The 13,683-nt window shown below is 62.5% G+C and carries 14 protein-coding genes; 13 read left to right on the top strand and 1 reads right to left on the bottom strand.

Annotation, left to right across the window (positions count from 1 at the left end):
* Nucleotides 1-74: 74 nt before the first annotated feature.
* The 3 genes from AC3IQ7_RS12920 (at nucleotide 75) to AC3IQ7_RS12930 (ending at nucleotide 3,454) form a co-directional block, all read left to right on the top strand.
* Nucleotides 75-1,175, top strand: a complete 1,101-nt coding sequence (locus AC3IQ7_RS12920) for a branched-chain amino acid aminotransferase (protein ID WP_099380684.1) — start codon at nucleotides 75-77, stop codon at nucleotides 1,173-1,175.
* 69 nt (nucleotides 1,176-1,244) lie between these two features.
* A complete protein-coding gene (locus AC3IQ7_RS12925) occupies nucleotides 1,245-1,961 on the top strand; it encodes a ribonuclease T2 family protein (protein WP_199534529.1) in 717 nt (238 codons plus the stop codon).
* Nucleotides 1,962-2,038: 77 nt separating this feature from the next.
* Nucleotides 2,039-3,454 (top strand): MFS transporter, encoded by a 1,416-nt coding sequence (locus AC3IQ7_RS12930; RefSeq protein WP_489209959.1) that lies wholly within the window; start codon nucleotides 2,039-2,041, stop codon nucleotides 3,452-3,454.
* Nucleotides 3,455-3,464: 10 nt separating this feature from the next.
* Here the strand turns inward: AC3IQ7_RS12930 and AC3IQ7_RS12935 are convergent, their stop codons facing one another.
* A complete protein-coding gene (locus tag AC3IQ7_RS12935; RefSeq protein WP_489209961.1) occupies nucleotides 3,465-5,099 on the bottom strand; it encodes an acyl-CoA synthetase in 1,635 nt (544 codons plus the stop codon).
* Between the two features lie 156 nt (nucleotides 5,100-5,255).
* On the opposite strand from AC3IQ7_RS12935, the gene AC3IQ7_RS12940 reads away from it, so the two are divergent.
* The 10 genes from AC3IQ7_RS12940 to AC3IQ7_RS12985 all read left to right on the top strand — a co-directional run bounded on the left by AC3IQ7_RS12940 (nucleotide 5,256) and on the right by AC3IQ7_RS12985 (nucleotide 13,678).
* Entirely contained in the window at nucleotides 5,256-5,927 is a 672-nt protein-coding gene (locus AC3IQ7_RS12940) for a Crp/Fnr family transcriptional regulator (protein ID WP_099380681.1), read from the top strand.
* 62 nt (nucleotides 5,928-5,989) lie between these two features.
* A complete protein-coding gene (locus tag AC3IQ7_RS12945; RefSeq protein WP_322428864.1) occupies nucleotides 5,990-6,583 on the top strand; it encodes a helix-turn-helix transcriptional regulator in 594 nt (197 codons plus the stop codon).
* A 24-nt stretch (nucleotides 6,584-6,607) separates the two neighbouring features.
* Entirely contained in the window at nucleotides 6,608-7,006 is a 399-nt protein-coding gene (locus tag AC3IQ7_RS12950) for a DUF2946 domain-containing protein (protein WP_489209963.1), read from the top strand.
* A 61-nt stretch (nucleotides 7,007-7,067) separates the two neighbouring features.
* Nucleotides 7,068-7,664, top strand: a complete 597-nt coding sequence (locus AC3IQ7_RS12955; protein ID WP_322428866.1) for an SCO family protein — start codon at nucleotides 7,068-7,070, stop codon at nucleotides 7,662-7,664.
* A gap of 19 nt (nucleotides 7,665-7,683) precedes the next feature.
* The gene (locus AC3IQ7_RS12960) at nucleotides 7,684-8,154 is read left to right on the top strand and encodes a copper chaperone PCu(A)C (RefSeq protein WP_099380679.1); all 471 of its coding nucleotides are present in this window, start codon (nucleotides 7,684-7,686) and stop codon (nucleotides 8,152-8,154) included.
* A 125-nt stretch (nucleotides 8,155-8,279) separates the two neighbouring features.
* The gene (locus AC3IQ7_RS12965) at nucleotides 8,280-8,954 is read left to right on the top strand and encodes a TetR/AcrR family transcriptional regulator (protein ID WP_489209966.1); all 675 of its coding nucleotides are present in this window, start codon (nucleotides 8,280-8,282) and stop codon (nucleotides 8,952-8,954) included.
* On the top strand, nucleotides 8,951-10,159 hold the full coding sequence (locus AC3IQ7_RS12970) for a multidrug effflux MFS transporter (protein ID WP_489209967.1): 1,209 nt from the start codon (nucleotides 8,951-8,953) through the stop codon (nucleotides 10,157-10,159). Before AC3IQ7_RS12965 ends, AC3IQ7_RS12970 begins: the two co-directional genes overlap by 4 nt.
* 121 nt (nucleotides 10,160-10,280) lie before the next feature.
* Nucleotides 10,281-11,627, top strand: a complete 1,347-nt coding sequence (locus AC3IQ7_RS12975; RefSeq protein WP_099380676.1) for a DUF3422 family protein — start codon at nucleotides 10,281-10,283, stop codon at nucleotides 11,625-11,627.
* Between the two features lie 73 nt (nucleotides 11,628-11,700).
* Complete coding sequence (locus tag AC3IQ7_RS12980; RefSeq protein WP_489209969.1) at nucleotides 11,701-13,221, top strand: hypothetical protein; 1,521 nt, start codon at nucleotides 11,701-11,703, stop codon at nucleotides 13,219-13,221.
* 64 nt (nucleotides 13,222-13,285) lie between these two features.
* A complete protein-coding gene (locus AC3IQ7_RS12985; RefSeq protein WP_034757543.1) occupies nucleotides 13,286-13,678 on the top strand; it encodes a BlaI/MecI/CopY family transcriptional regulator in 393 nt (130 codons plus the stop codon).
* Nucleotides 13,679-13,683: the final 5 nt, after the last annotated feature.

Below are 13,683 nucleotides of genomic sequence, written 5' to 3' on the forward strand. Positions count from 1 at the left end.
GGCTGGCCCATCCGCCTCCTCGCCGCGCGCATTAGGCGCTACAATAGGGAACCTCTTATTTGTTTCCTGCTGCCATGACCACTTCCACACAGAATCTCGTCGTCACCCCATCCGCCCACCCCCTGTCCGACGCCGAGCGCGCCGCGCGCATGGTCAACCCGGCGTTTGGCCGCATCTTTACCGACCACATGGTGGTGATTCCTTACCGCGACGGCAAGTGGCAGCAGGGTGAACTGAAGGCTTACGGCCCGTTGATGCTGGACCCGTCCGCGTCGTCGCTGCATTACGGCCAGGCCATCTTCGAAGGCTACAAGGCCTTCGCCCAGCCGGATGGCAGCATCAAGACCTTCCGTCCGGAACAAAATGCCGAGCGCTTCAACCGCAGCGCCGCGCGCCTGGCCATGCCGGCCATTCCTGTCGAGCTATTCCTGGAAGCGGGCGACGCGCTCATTTCGCAAGACCGCAACTGGGTGCCGAAGAACACGGGCGAGAGCCTGTACATGCGTCCGCTGATGATCGCCACCGACCCGTACCTGGGCGTGCGTCCATCGGAAGAATACCTGTTCGTGCTGTTCGCTTCGCCTGCTGGCGCCTATTTCCCGAAAGGCGTGAAACCCGTCACCGTGTGGATCAGCGAAGACTTCGTGCGCGCCGCGCCGGGCGGCACCGGTGAAGCCAAGTGCGCGGGCAACTACGCGGCCAGCCTGATGGCCCAGTCGCAAGCGCAAGAGAAGGGCTGCGACCAGGTCGTGTGGCTGGACGCCGTGCACCGGGAATTCATCGAGGAAATGGGCGGCATGAATTTGTTCTTCGTGTATAAAGATGGCGAGAAAGTCACCGTTGTGACGCCGGAACTGACGGGCACCTTGTTACCAGGCATCACCCGCCGCAGCCTGCTGGAAATGGCAAAAGACCTCGGCTATGCGACGGAAGAGCGTAAATTGTCCGTGCAGCAATGGCGCGACGACATCGCCTCGGGCCGCATGACCGAAGTGTTCGCCTGCGGCACGGCAGCCGTCATCACGCCCGTGGGCGTGGCCAAGGCCAACGGCTTTGAAATGACCATCAACAACAATGAAAACGGCGCCGTTACTCTGGCCCTGCGCGAAGCGTTGCTGGGTCTGCAGCATGGCACGGCACCGGATACGCATGGCTGGATGCACAAGGTTTGCTAATCAGCTTGCTTGATTGATACCGCGCCGGCACTGTGTTGCCGGCGTTTTATATTCTGAAAGGGAAACCTGATGCAATTTCGAACTGTACTGCCCGCGCTGGCGGCCGTTTTCCTCAGCCTGTCCTTTGGTGCCGTCCACGCGGCCGACGCCACGTGCGCCATTCCCCGTAACGTCAGTTACTACGATTACGACGTCAAGCCGTCGGACGAGAAAAACACGTGCTACAAGCAAAGCACCAACGTGCCCACCGATTACTTCATGCTGGCGCTGTCGTGGTCGCCAGGTTTTTGCGACAGCCAGCGCCGTCGTGGCGCAGTGTCGAAAAAGGCCGCCTTCCAGTGCGCCGAGAGCAACCAGTTCGGCTGGATCGTGCATGGCCTGTGGGCGCAGTCGGCCAATCCGGCCACCTGCGAAGACATTTCCGTGACGCCGCCGCGCAAGACGGACATGCATCCGCGCTATTGCAAGGGCAATCTGCCGAAGCTGGCACCGTCCGACATCCTGCCCTATATGTGCATGCAGCCGGGCGAAGCCTTGCTGCAGGGCGAGTGGGAAAAGCATGGCGCCTGCGATTTCGATACGGCCAAGCAGTATTTTGAGAAGGAACGTGAACTGTTCCAGGCCTTGAAGTTGCCGGACTCCACCATGCCGAAAAACGAGCTGTTCCAGTGGATGAAGCAGCACAACCCGCAATTGAAAGGCCGCTGGCTCGGCTATGAAAAGCATTCGGGCGAGCTGCGTATCTGTTATTCGAAAGATTTTAAAGTGATCGATTGCCAGAAGTAAGCTTGCCTGTCCTGCAGGTTTTTTGCATACATGCTAGTGTATTACCCGGATCAGCAAGATGAACAGGTAGTGTATTTATGCAGCAGTCTATGCAGCGGCAAACGCAAGCCGTGATGGTGGGCGAGGACGGCTTGCCGCCCGGCGCCCGTTTATGGGCCATGCTGGCGCTGGCCATCGGCGTGGGCATGGCCTCGCTCGATACGGCCATTGCCAACACGGCCTTGCCGGCCATCGCCAGCGAGCTGCACACGACGCCGGCCGCCTCCGTATGGATCGTGAACGTCTACCAACTGGCCATGGTGGCGACCCTGCTGCCGTTTTCCGCCCTCGGCGAAATCGCCGGCTACCGACGCGTGTTTATCTCCGGCATGCTTCTGTTTACCTTGGCCTCGCTCGCCTGCGCGCTGGCCTGGTCCCTGCCGTCGCTGGTGGTGGCGCGCCTGTTCCAGGGCGTCGGCGCCAGCGCCATGATGAGCGTCAATACGGCGCTGCTGCGCGCCCTGTACCCTAAACATTTGCTGGGACGCGCGTTTGGCAATAACGCGCTGGTGGTGGCCGTCGCGTTCGCCATCGGCCCCACGGCTGCCTCGCTGATCCTGGCGACGGCCTCGTGGCCGTGGCTGTTCGCCATCAACGTGCCGCTGGGCGTGGCGGGCTTTTTCCTCGCCAGCCGCATGCTGCCGGCCACCAAATTGTCCGGCCACACCCTCGATGCGCGCACGGCGCTGTACAACGTGGGCGCCTTCGGTTTGCTCATTTTGCTGTTTGGCGACGCGGCCCATCACGCGGCGCTGTCGACCTTGCTGCCAGAACTGGTGGCGGTGGTGATTTTCTTTGTCTTGCTGCTGCGCCGCCAGGCGGGGCACGCGGCACCGATGCTGCCGATCGACCTGTTCCGCCGTCCATTATTCCTGCTGTCGTCGCTGACGGCCATCTGCACGTTTGCCGCGCAGGGCCTGGCCTTTGTTTCTTTGCCCTTCTATTTTGAGGTGACACTGGGCCGCTCACCCGTCGAGACGGGTTTTTTGATGACGCCGTGGGCCGCGCTGGTCGCCGTGATGGCGCCCGTAGCCGGCCGCCTGAGCGACCGCTATTCTCCGGGCGTGCTGGGCGGTATAGGCCTGGCGGCGCTGGCCGGCGGTTTGCTGACCCTGGTGTGGATCCCGGCGCATCCGAGCGCGTTTGACATCGGCTGGCGCATGGCCTTGTGCGGCATCGGTTTCGGTTTCTTCCAGGCGCCGAACCTGAAAGCCATCATGGGCAGCGCGCCGCCCGAGCGGGCCGGCGGCGCCAGCGGCGTGGTGGCCACGTCCCGCCTGATCGGGCAAGCGACGGGCGCGGCACTGGTCGCGTATTGCTTCACGGTTTCCGCCAGCCGGGGCACGACGTATGCGCTGTGCCTGGCGGCAGGGTTCGCCGCCGTGGCCAGCATCGCCAGCTTCTCGCGCCTGGTGGTGGCGCAGCCGGCGTGGTTGCAAGGCAAGCGCGACTGACGGGAACAAATCAGACGTCGATGGCCTTGTCCGACTGCATGCGCTTGCGCAATTCGAACTTCTGGATCTTGCCCGTCGACGTGCGGGGCAGGGGGCCGAAATAAATGGCTTTCGGTACCTTGAAGCCCGCCAGGTTGTTCTTGCAAAAGGCGATCAATTCCGCTTCCGTCACCGTGCCGCCCTCGCGCAGTTCGACGAACGCGCACGGCGTTTCGCCCCATTTTTCGTCCGGCTGGGCGATGACGGCGGCGGCCAGTACTTGCGGGTGGTGGTACAAGGCGTCTTCCACTTCCACGCTGGAAATGTTTTCTCCTCCGGAAATGATGATGTCCTTGCTGCGGTCCTTCAGCTTGATATAGCCGTCCGGATACATCACACCGAGGTCGCCCGTGTGGAACCAGCCGCCGGCGAACGCTTCCTGCGTCGCCTTTTCATTTTTCAGATAGCCCTTCATGCAGATGTTGCCGCGGAACATGATCTCGCCGATCTGTTCGCCGTCGGCCGCCACCGGCTGCATGGTGTCCGGGTCGATCACGGCCACGGCGCTTTGCAAGTGGTAGCGCACGCCCTGGCGCGACTTCAACACGGCGCGTTCTTCCTGGCTCAAGGCCGCCCACTCGTCCTGCTCGGCGCAGATGGCGGCCGGACCGTACACTTCCGTCAAGCCATACGAGTGGATCAAGTCAAAGCCCATGGCTTCGATCTTTGCCACCATGGCCGCTGGAGGCGGCGCACCGGCCACCATGCCGCGCACGGTCCAGTTGATGCCGTCGCGCCAGTTGGCGGGCGCGTTGGCCAGGGCCGCGTGCACGATGGGCGCGGCGCAATAGTGGGTGATGCGCAACTCACGCATCAGGTCGAACACGAGTTTCGGCTCGAACTTGCGCAGGCATACGTTGACGCCGGCGCGGGCGGCGACGGTCCACGGGAAGCACCAGCCATTGCAGTGGAACATCGGCAAGGTCCATAAATACACGGCATGCTTGGGCATGTCCCACTCCAGTATGTTCGACAGGGCATTCAATGCCGCGCCGCGGTGGTGGTAGACCACGCCTTTCGGGTCGCCCGTGGTGCCGGACGTGTAGTTGAGGGCGATGGCATCCCACTCGTCCGCCGGCCCCTGCCAGTCGTACTCGGGGTCGCCGCTGGCCAGCAAGGCTTCGTAGTCGAGGTCGGCAAATGGGTCCACTTCCGGTCCCAGCACGTCATTGACCTGGATCACGCGCAGGCCGGGAATCTGCGCCGCCATCTGGCGCGCCAGTTCGGCAAATTCCGTATCGGCCAGCAAGACTTTCGCCTGGCCATGGCGCAGCATGAAGGTCAGCGACGCCAGGTCGAGGCGGATATTCAGGGCGTTGAGGACGGCGCCGGCCATCGGGACACCAAAGCTCGCTTCCACCATGGCGGGCGTGTTTGGCAGCATCACGGCCACCGTGTCGCCCGTACCCACGCCCAGCTTGATGAGGCCGGAGGCCAGGCGGCGCGTGCGCGCATAGGTTTCACCCCACGTCTGGCGCAAGGCGCCATGTGCAATTGCCAGGCGATTGCCATATACTGCGGCTGCCCTGGCGATATAGTCGAGCGGGGTGAGGGCGGCGTAATTGGCACTATTTTTGCCGAGGCCGGTATTGAAATCAGCAGTCATGCTTGTCTCCTGTGAAATAAAATTCTGTAGCTCCCTGTTTCGGGATTGATACCGGTTAGCATAGCACCGGCGCTGGAAAATCACTGTCATCTTAGTGACAGCTGACGTGTGAAATTGAAGGATGGAATGGATAGCAACGATAGTGTAGACCTAGCGATGCCTGAACTCGGCAGCCATGACTGGTTCACGGCCCTCGATGCGCGGCATCAGACCCTGTTGCGCACCGGCAGCGTGATCAGGCATTACGAAGCGGGTGCCTTCATCACGCGGCGCGGCGAACCGTCGGCGCACTGGATCGGCGTGCACACGGGCTTGATCAAGCTGGCCGTCTACAACGCCGATGGGCGCGGCGCCACGTTTTCCGGCGTGCCGGCCGGCGGCTGGTGCGGCGAGGGCAGCGTGCTCAAGCGCGAACTGCGCCGCTACGACGTGGTGGCCGTGCGCGCATCGAGCATCATCCTCGTGCCGGTGGACTTGTTTCACCTGCTGCTGGCCGAAAGCCTTTCCTTCAATGCCTTCGTCATCCGCCAGTTGAACGAGCGCATGGGCCAGTTCATCGCCACCATCCAGAACCAGCGCCTGCTGGCCGTCGACGCGCAAGTGGCGCAAGCCATCGCGCAACTGTTCCACCCCATGTTATACCCGCGCACTTCCAGCGTGCTTGAGCTGTCGCAGGAAGAAATCGGCTTGCTGACGGGCATTTCCCGACAGCGCGTGAACCAGGCGCTGGGCCACCTGGCCGAATTGAACTTGATCAGCATCGCCTACCAATCGATCCGCGTCGTCGACCTGGACGGCTTGCGCCGTTATGGCGTAGCGTCGCTGTGATGACAGACCGGGCGCGCGATGTGTGGCATGCTGGCGGCTCGTTCACCATACTGACCTGACGCATGGCCCTCGTTTCCGATCATCCCTTGCACTTGCTGGGCTTGCGCTTTCCGCTCAGGCTGCGCGTCACCGTGCGCCAGGGCTTTGTGACTTTGCACAATGAAATCACCACCAAGAAACTGGCCAGCGGCGACAGTTTCGTCGTGCCCGCCTTTTTGCGCTTCGCCTGCGACGTGATGCCGGGGCGGGGCAAGCCGGCCGTGTTCACCCTGGCGCTGGAAGACGATGAGGCGGAGGGTGGCCACGGCGGCGGCAAGCGCTGGAGCCAGGCGCTGGCGCAGCACATCTTTGATACGCCGCAAGGAAAATGGACGGCGGCGCGCCTGGCGGCCCTGTGGCAAGTGACGCCGCACAAGGCCAGGGCGCGCCTGTTTTCCGAGGGCGAGGCCTTGCTGAGCCTGGTGCGCGAGCAGCGTCTGGCGCACGCGCTGCACACGGCGGCGCAAGCGGATGCCGATGGCGTGCATGGCGAGCGCGACCTGGCGCAAGTGGCGGCTGGTTCCGGCTTTGCCTCGATCCCCGCGTTTTGCGACGCCTGCGTAGACGTGGCCGGCGTACGCCCCAGCCTGTTCCTGCGCGGCCAGGCGCCCGGATAGCCAGACTCCGTTATAATCGGGGCCATGGGATCATTATTGAAGCGCAAACAGTGGCATATGTGGTTCGCCTGCCTGGCGATACTGCTCAATGCGCTGTCGCCGTCCCTGTCGTATGCGTTTGCCTCGCTGCATGCGAACGCGAACAATGCCGCCGTCGAGATTTGCTCGGCCAGCGGCGCCGTCTACACGCAGGCGGACCTGGCGCCGACCGCCACATCCACCACCGATTCCGTGCTGCATCACATCGAGCATTGCCCGTTCTGCATGAGCCATGCGGGCAGCGTGGGCTTGCCGCCGTCGTCAGCATCGCCGCTGGCCGTCATCACGGGCCACGACCTGTATCCGCCCCTGTTTTACCAGGCGCCGCGGGCCCCGTTCGCGTGGCTGGCCGCCAGCCCGCGCGGCCCCCCTCTGGCTGCCTGAACGCCAGTCACGCCTTCCACGTCTTAACTGTATCCACTACGCCCATCGGGCCGGAATTATCATGAAACGTCGTCTTTTCCTTCTCGCCGGTACGGCGGGATTGCTTACGCTTGCCGCTTGCGAACCAGCGCCGAAACCCCATTACAACGGCCTCGACTTGACGGGAGGCGATTACAAGCCCGACTTCAAGTTGAGCGGCCCCGATGGCAAGGTCTACACCCTGGCCGATTTCAAGGGCAAATATGTGATGGTCTTCTTTGGCTTCACGCAATGCCCGGACGTGTGCCCGACAGCCCTGTCGCGCGCGCTGGAAATCCGCCAGAAACTGGGCGCCGATGGCGATAAATTGCAGGTAATCTTTATCAGCATCGACCCCGAGCGCGATACGCCCGAGTTGCTGGGCGAATACATGCGCGCCTTCGATCCGAGTTTCCTCGGTTTGCGCACGGACCCGCAGGCGACGGCGCAGACGGCCTTCAACTACAAGGTCTTCTACCGCCGCGTGCCGAGCGGCAGCTCGTACACGATGGACCATACGGCCATCAGCTATGTGCTCGATGCCGAGGGACGCATGCGCCTGGGCTTGAAACACCAGTTGACGGGTGACGAATGCGTGCAGGACATCAAGACCCTGATGAAATCGAAATACACCTTATAACCATCGCGAGGAAATAATCATGACCCATCTGAAAACCCTGCTGGCCACGGCCCTGACCGTGCTGTCCTTCTCTGCCGTCGCACAAACCAGCGTGCAAATTACCGACCCGTGGGTGCGCGCCACCGTGCCGCAGCAAAAAGCCACGGGCGCCTTCATGCAGATCACGGCGCCGAAAGCCATGCGCCTGCTGGAAGTGCGTTCGCCCGTGGCCGGCGTGGCGGAAATCCATGAAATGAGCATGACGGACAATATGATGCGCATGCGCCAGGTCAAGGAAATCGCCTTGCCGGCCGGCAAGGCCGTCGAACTGAAACCGGGCGGTTACCACGTGATGCTGCTGGAACTCAAAGGGCAGGTGAAGGCGGGCGACAAGATTCCGCTGACCCTCGTCGTCGAAGGCGAAGACAAGCGCCGCGAAACCATCGAAGTCAATGCCGTGGCCCGTCCGCTGGGCGCCACCTCGGCGCCGATGCCGGCGATGAAGCACTAAGCCTGCCGCCAGTCCCCTTGAAAAGCCCGGTTCGCCGGGCTTTTTTTGTGTTCGCCTGAAAGTTAAACGACTGTTTGATATAATTCCATGCAATATTAAACGGCTGTTTAAATGATGGGAATGGCATGACGGAAGAAACGAGAAGTGACAGGGAAGCGGAGCCGGCGCGCGCGCGCATCCTGCAAGTGGCGGCCCAGCTGTTTGCCGACGACGGCTACAAGGTCGCGTCCGTGCGCAAGATTTGCGAGGCGGCCCACGTGAATGTGGCGATGGTGAATTATTACTTTCATAGCAAGGAAGAGCTGCACCTGGCCGCTTTTGACTATGCGCGCGAGCTGGCGCGGGCCTCGGCCGCCGATGTGGCGGCGGCAAGTGCGCAGGCGCAATTGCCGCCAGTGGAACAGTTGCGCCTGGCCATAGAAGCGCTCGTCTCCGACATGTTGCGCTCGGGTCCGGCTTCGCTGTTCAGCCGCCTGGTGGCGCGCGAACTGATCGAGCCGACGGCCGCCATCCACAAGCTGGCCGAGCGCAACGTGCGCCCGCAGCACGCCTTGTTCACTAGCCTGATCCGTGGCGTGGTGGGGCCTGCCATGCCCGCCGAGGTGGTGCAGAAATGCGTGTTCAGCGTGATCGGCCAGGCCGTGTTCTATGCCCGTTCGCGCATCGTGCATGAACTGGTGGCGCCGGAAATCACCTATGACGAGGCGGGTATCGCCGATATCGCCCGGCATATTGCCGCCTTCTCGCTGGCGGCCCTCGACGGCTTGCGTCGCCAGCATGTTGCGCAGGAGCTTGCATGAAAACCAGAAACTTGACCCTGGTGCTGGCCGGGCTGGCCATGCTGGGCCCGTTCGCCACGGACACCTTCCTGCCGTCGTTTCCCGCGATCGGCACGCATTTCGACGTCAGCAGCGTGCTGGTGCAGCAGACCCTGAGCGTCTACCTGGCCGCCTATGCCTTCATGACCTTGTTCTACGGCACCTTGTCCGACTCGTTTGGCCGCCGCCCCGTGATCCTCGCCTCGCTGCTGATCTTCGCCGTGGGCTCCATCGGCGCCGCATTTGCGCCCAGCTTTGGCTGGCTGCTGTTTTTCCGCGGCATGCAGGGCGCCTCGGCGGGAGCGGGCAGGGTCATCGGGCAAGCCATCGTGCGCGACACCCTGTCTGGCGCGGCCGCGCAAAAGATGCTGGCCAATATCATGATGGTGTTCGGCATCGCGCCCGCCATCGCGCCCATCATCGGCGGCTGGCTGCACGTGGCCTACGGCTGGCAATCGACGTTCGTTTTCACGTTTTCCGTCACCGTGCTGCTGGCGCTGGCCTGCCTGAAAGGCTTGCCGGAAAGTTTAGCCGTCGAGCAACGCCAACCCTTCCACCCAGGCAACATCGCGCGCAATTACTGGCTGGCCTTGCGCCACCGGGCGTTCCTGCTGCGTTCGCTGGCCGTGGCCTTCGCCTTTGGCGGCTTCGCCCTGTACATCGCCTCGGCCCCGCATTTCATCCTGGAACTGCTGCACTTGCCGGAAACGGCGTTTGGTTGGATGTTCATTCCCATGGTGGCCGGCCTGGTGGGCGGCTCGGCGCTGTCGGGCAAGCTGGCGCATGCGGTGAAAAGCACCGTGCTGGTGCGCTGGGGCTTGCTGGCCATGTCGGCCACGGGGGCGCTCAATATCGCTTACAACCACTGGTTTGCGGCCAGCATCCCGTTCGCTGTCGTGCCTGTGATGCTGTATGCGTTCGGCATGTCGCTGGCCTTGCCGGGCATGACCATGTCGACGCTGGACATTTTCCCGCAGATGCGGGGCCTGGCCGCGTCCCTGCAAAATTTCGTGCAAATGCTGGTGTTTGCCCTGGTGTCCGGTTTTGTCGCACCGTTGCTGTTCGACAGCGCATTTAAATTGGCGCTGGGACAGGCTTCGGCCGTCGTGCTGGCCGCCGCGTTCTGGTGGCTGGGCAGCCGCCAGGAGGCGGAGCAGGGCGTGGCGGGGATTGTCAAAATAACATGATGGCCCTTGGAAAAGGATGGCATGCATTCTGCTTTGTTACACTGTGACAATCAGACCCCGCCGCGGGCATAGCAGCACGCGCGCGGGTCTAAGCAGTTTTGCAACTTTACCTTTGGCTATCATGCACTTGATTAACTCCAGTTTGAACCACGCCTTGCGCGTGCCGCTGGCGGCGGAAATCCACTCGCGGCCGTTTTTGCAGCTCGACGCTCCCGAGCTGATCACCCATCTGGCCGTCTACAAGGATGACAGCGCGGCGCCCGGTGCGTCGAATATGGCGGCCCAGCACGCCACCCTGGCGGCCCTGTGCACGCATTTCGGCGTCACGCCGCCCGCCGCCGAAGCCAAGTATTTTTATTATGACTTTGGCCGCTTCCGCCTGAAATGGGAATGCCACACGGAATTTGCCACGTTTACCTTTGCCGAGCATCCAGGGCAGGCCTTGCCTCTGGCGCAGGCGTTCGAGCGCATGCCCCTGGAACAGTTGCCGCAGCAGTGGCTGGTGGGTTTGAAGGGCAAGCTGATGGTGGCCGCGCACGTGGTGCTGGAGCAGGCGACAGAGCCTGCCGAGATCTTCATGCAGGGCTTGTCGCGCGTGTTCGAGGGCAATACCCTGGCTGGCAGCAAAGTGTTGCAGGGCGGCGAATTGTGGACCGATTTCACGATACAGTCCGACGGCTTCAGCCGTTTCGTCATCCGCGATGCGGGCATGCGCTCGCAGCAGTCGGGCCGATTGGTGCAGCGCGTGCTGGAAATCGAAACCTACCGCATGATGGCCTTGCTGGGCTTGCCCTACGCCATGCAGGCGGCGCCATCCTTGAATGCCATCGAAAACGAACTGGCCACCCTGGCCGCCGCCATGGTTGATACGGACGATGCGCCGGGAGCCAGCAAGACGGACGACGGCGTCTCCGAGCAAGCCTTGCTCGACCGCATCACGCGCCTGGCAGCCCGCATTGAAAAGCTGTCGCTCGACAATAGCTACCGTTTTTCCGCCTCGAAAGCCTACATGGGCCTCGTGAAAGCGCGCATCGACGAGTTGCGCGAAGTGCGCATCGAAGGTATCCCGACGGTCGAGGAATTCATGGACCGCCGCCTGACGCCCGCCATGAACACCTGCGAAGCGATGGCTAGCCGCCAGGAAGCGATGGCGCAGCGCATTGCCAACACGAATGACTTGCTGCGCACGCGCGTGGGCATCGTGCAGGAATTGCAGAACCGGCAAATCCTGCAATCGATGAACGCCCGCGCGGCGCAGCAGTTGCAACTGCAGCAAGCGGTGGAAGGCTTGTCCGTGGCGGCGATCTCGTATTACGTGATTGGCCTGTTCAGCTACACGGGCAAGGCGGCCAAGGTGATGGGCTTGCCCGTGAATCCGGAAATCCTCGTCGGCGCCCTGGTGCCGTTCGTGGCAGCCGCCGTCTGGTTGGGACTGCGGCGCATGCATCACAAGCTGCACGCTGACTGAACAGGACGACGCTGCGCTGTCATTTTTGCTATCTTTCAACATTCGACCGTCAGGTGTTTTGAAAGGAAGTTGCGTGCTACCGAATGTTGGCGATGTTTACAGTGTGTTTTCGTCCGAGCTGCAGCAGTATGTGGCTTGCCAGGTCACCCGCATCAAGGATGTATCCTCGTCCAGGCCGGTAGCTGCCGTGCTGGAGTTGGACTGGACCGGCGACGCCTTGCCCGATGCGGCGGCCGTGCAAGCCATGCGGCCGCTGCTGTGCGACTATTTCTTCTGGAATAATCGCCACGATCACTGCTATGCCACGGCGAACGTGCCGCCTGGCCATACTCTCGTTGGCAATATCGCGCCGCTGGTGGATGTGGAAGTCAACAGTTACCGCAGCGGCTGGAACGTGGGCGACAGCGTGCTGCGCCAGCGTAACTGGGAGCGCATCGATCCGCTGCGGCGCCAGCAATTCAAGGCCGCGTCGGACGAGCGCGAAGTGACGCTCGGCGGCCACGTCTTCCGCCAGGATGCGACGAAAATCAATGACAGCGTCTTGCAGGCGTTGGACGACATATCCGAGCTGGAGCAACTGCCTTGCCTGATGTCCATCGAGACGGCCGATGGTACGCAGGCCTTGATGGCGTTTATCCAAGGCAATCCCTTCATCAATGAGCTGGACTGGCAGTCATCGACGGTGCATGCGCTCGATTTCAGCGGCAGTGGCTTGAGCCGTTTGATCCTGCAGCCCGATGGCGTCACCGGCCTGGTCTTGAACGAAGGCCTGGGCCTGCTCGCGCTGCGCGGCGCGCCATCGCCGGCGCTGCGCATCGACGATGGCGCCGATGGCCGCCATCTGACACTGCAGTGCACGCAGACGCTGCCGCCGTTCCACGGTCTCGGCCAGCTGGGCGGTCTGTCGCTGGTCAGCATGAAAGAAGTCGACCTGGCGCAAGTGGCGCAGCGCTTTCCCCATCTGACGTCCTTGCGCATCTGGGGCAAACCGGGGCTGGCGTCGCAGATGGCCAGCCTGGCGCAGCTGCACCAGCTGCGGATGTTCACCGCCTATGATTTGTTTGGTTACACGGCGGAAGAGTTTCCAGCGGCCGCGCAATTGCCGCAGCTGTCGGCCTTGTGGCTGACCAGCTTGCCCGCCGATGCCGCCAAGGCCATCAAGGCCGGCTACAAGAAAGCGGCGGCGCTGGGACTGGATTTGTCGGTGAGCAAGGCGCGCAAGCCGGAATGGCTGGCTGACAACCTGCTCAACCCGTTTCGCGACTGGGATGGCCGCGAGCATATTTCCCCCGCGTATGCGAAAAAGGCGGCGCTGGCCTACAAGAACATGCTGGCCGTGACGCGCGGCATCGATGCTGCCATGGAGGCGACGGCGGTGGCCGCCGCGCTGGAAGCGATGGTCACCGCCTATGTGGCTGAATTCAACAAGATCGAGCGGCGTGCGAGCATCATCGAGACGGTCGAGCGTGAGGAAATCTACACGGTGCTGGCTGAGTTGCTGGTGCAACTGCGCCAGCAACTGGGTGGGCAGGGCACTGCGCTCGTCGATGAGGCGGCCGTGCTGGAGCTGTTCGACCGCTTGCGCGAATTCTAGTCTTGCCAGGGACTCTAGAAAAAAAGTTCTAGACAAGGCGTTCTAGACTGGGTATTCTAGCGGCATGTTAAAAAATACCTCCACTCCCCATCCCACGGCCGCCGAGCTGGACCTGCTGCGCATCCTGTGGCAGCGCGGTCCGTCCGACGCGCGCGCCGTGTATGACGCGCTGGCCGCCGAGCGTGCCGACGCCAGTTACGCCACCGTGCTGCGCCAGTTGCAGCTGATGCATGGCAAGGGCTTGCTGAGCCGCGATGAAAGCCAGCGGCCGCAACTGTATGCGGCCGTCGAAGCGCAGGAAAAGTTACAGACCAGCTTGCTCAAGGATTTGATCGGCAAGGTGTTTTCCGGTTCAGGCAAGGCGCTCGTGCTGACGGCGCTGCGCGAGCACGTGAGCGACGCGGAACGCCTGGAAATTGAAAAAATACTGCGCAGCAAGGATGGCGGTGCGCCATGAACCTG

The organism is Janthinobacterium sp. GL_088, assembly GCF_057837845.1.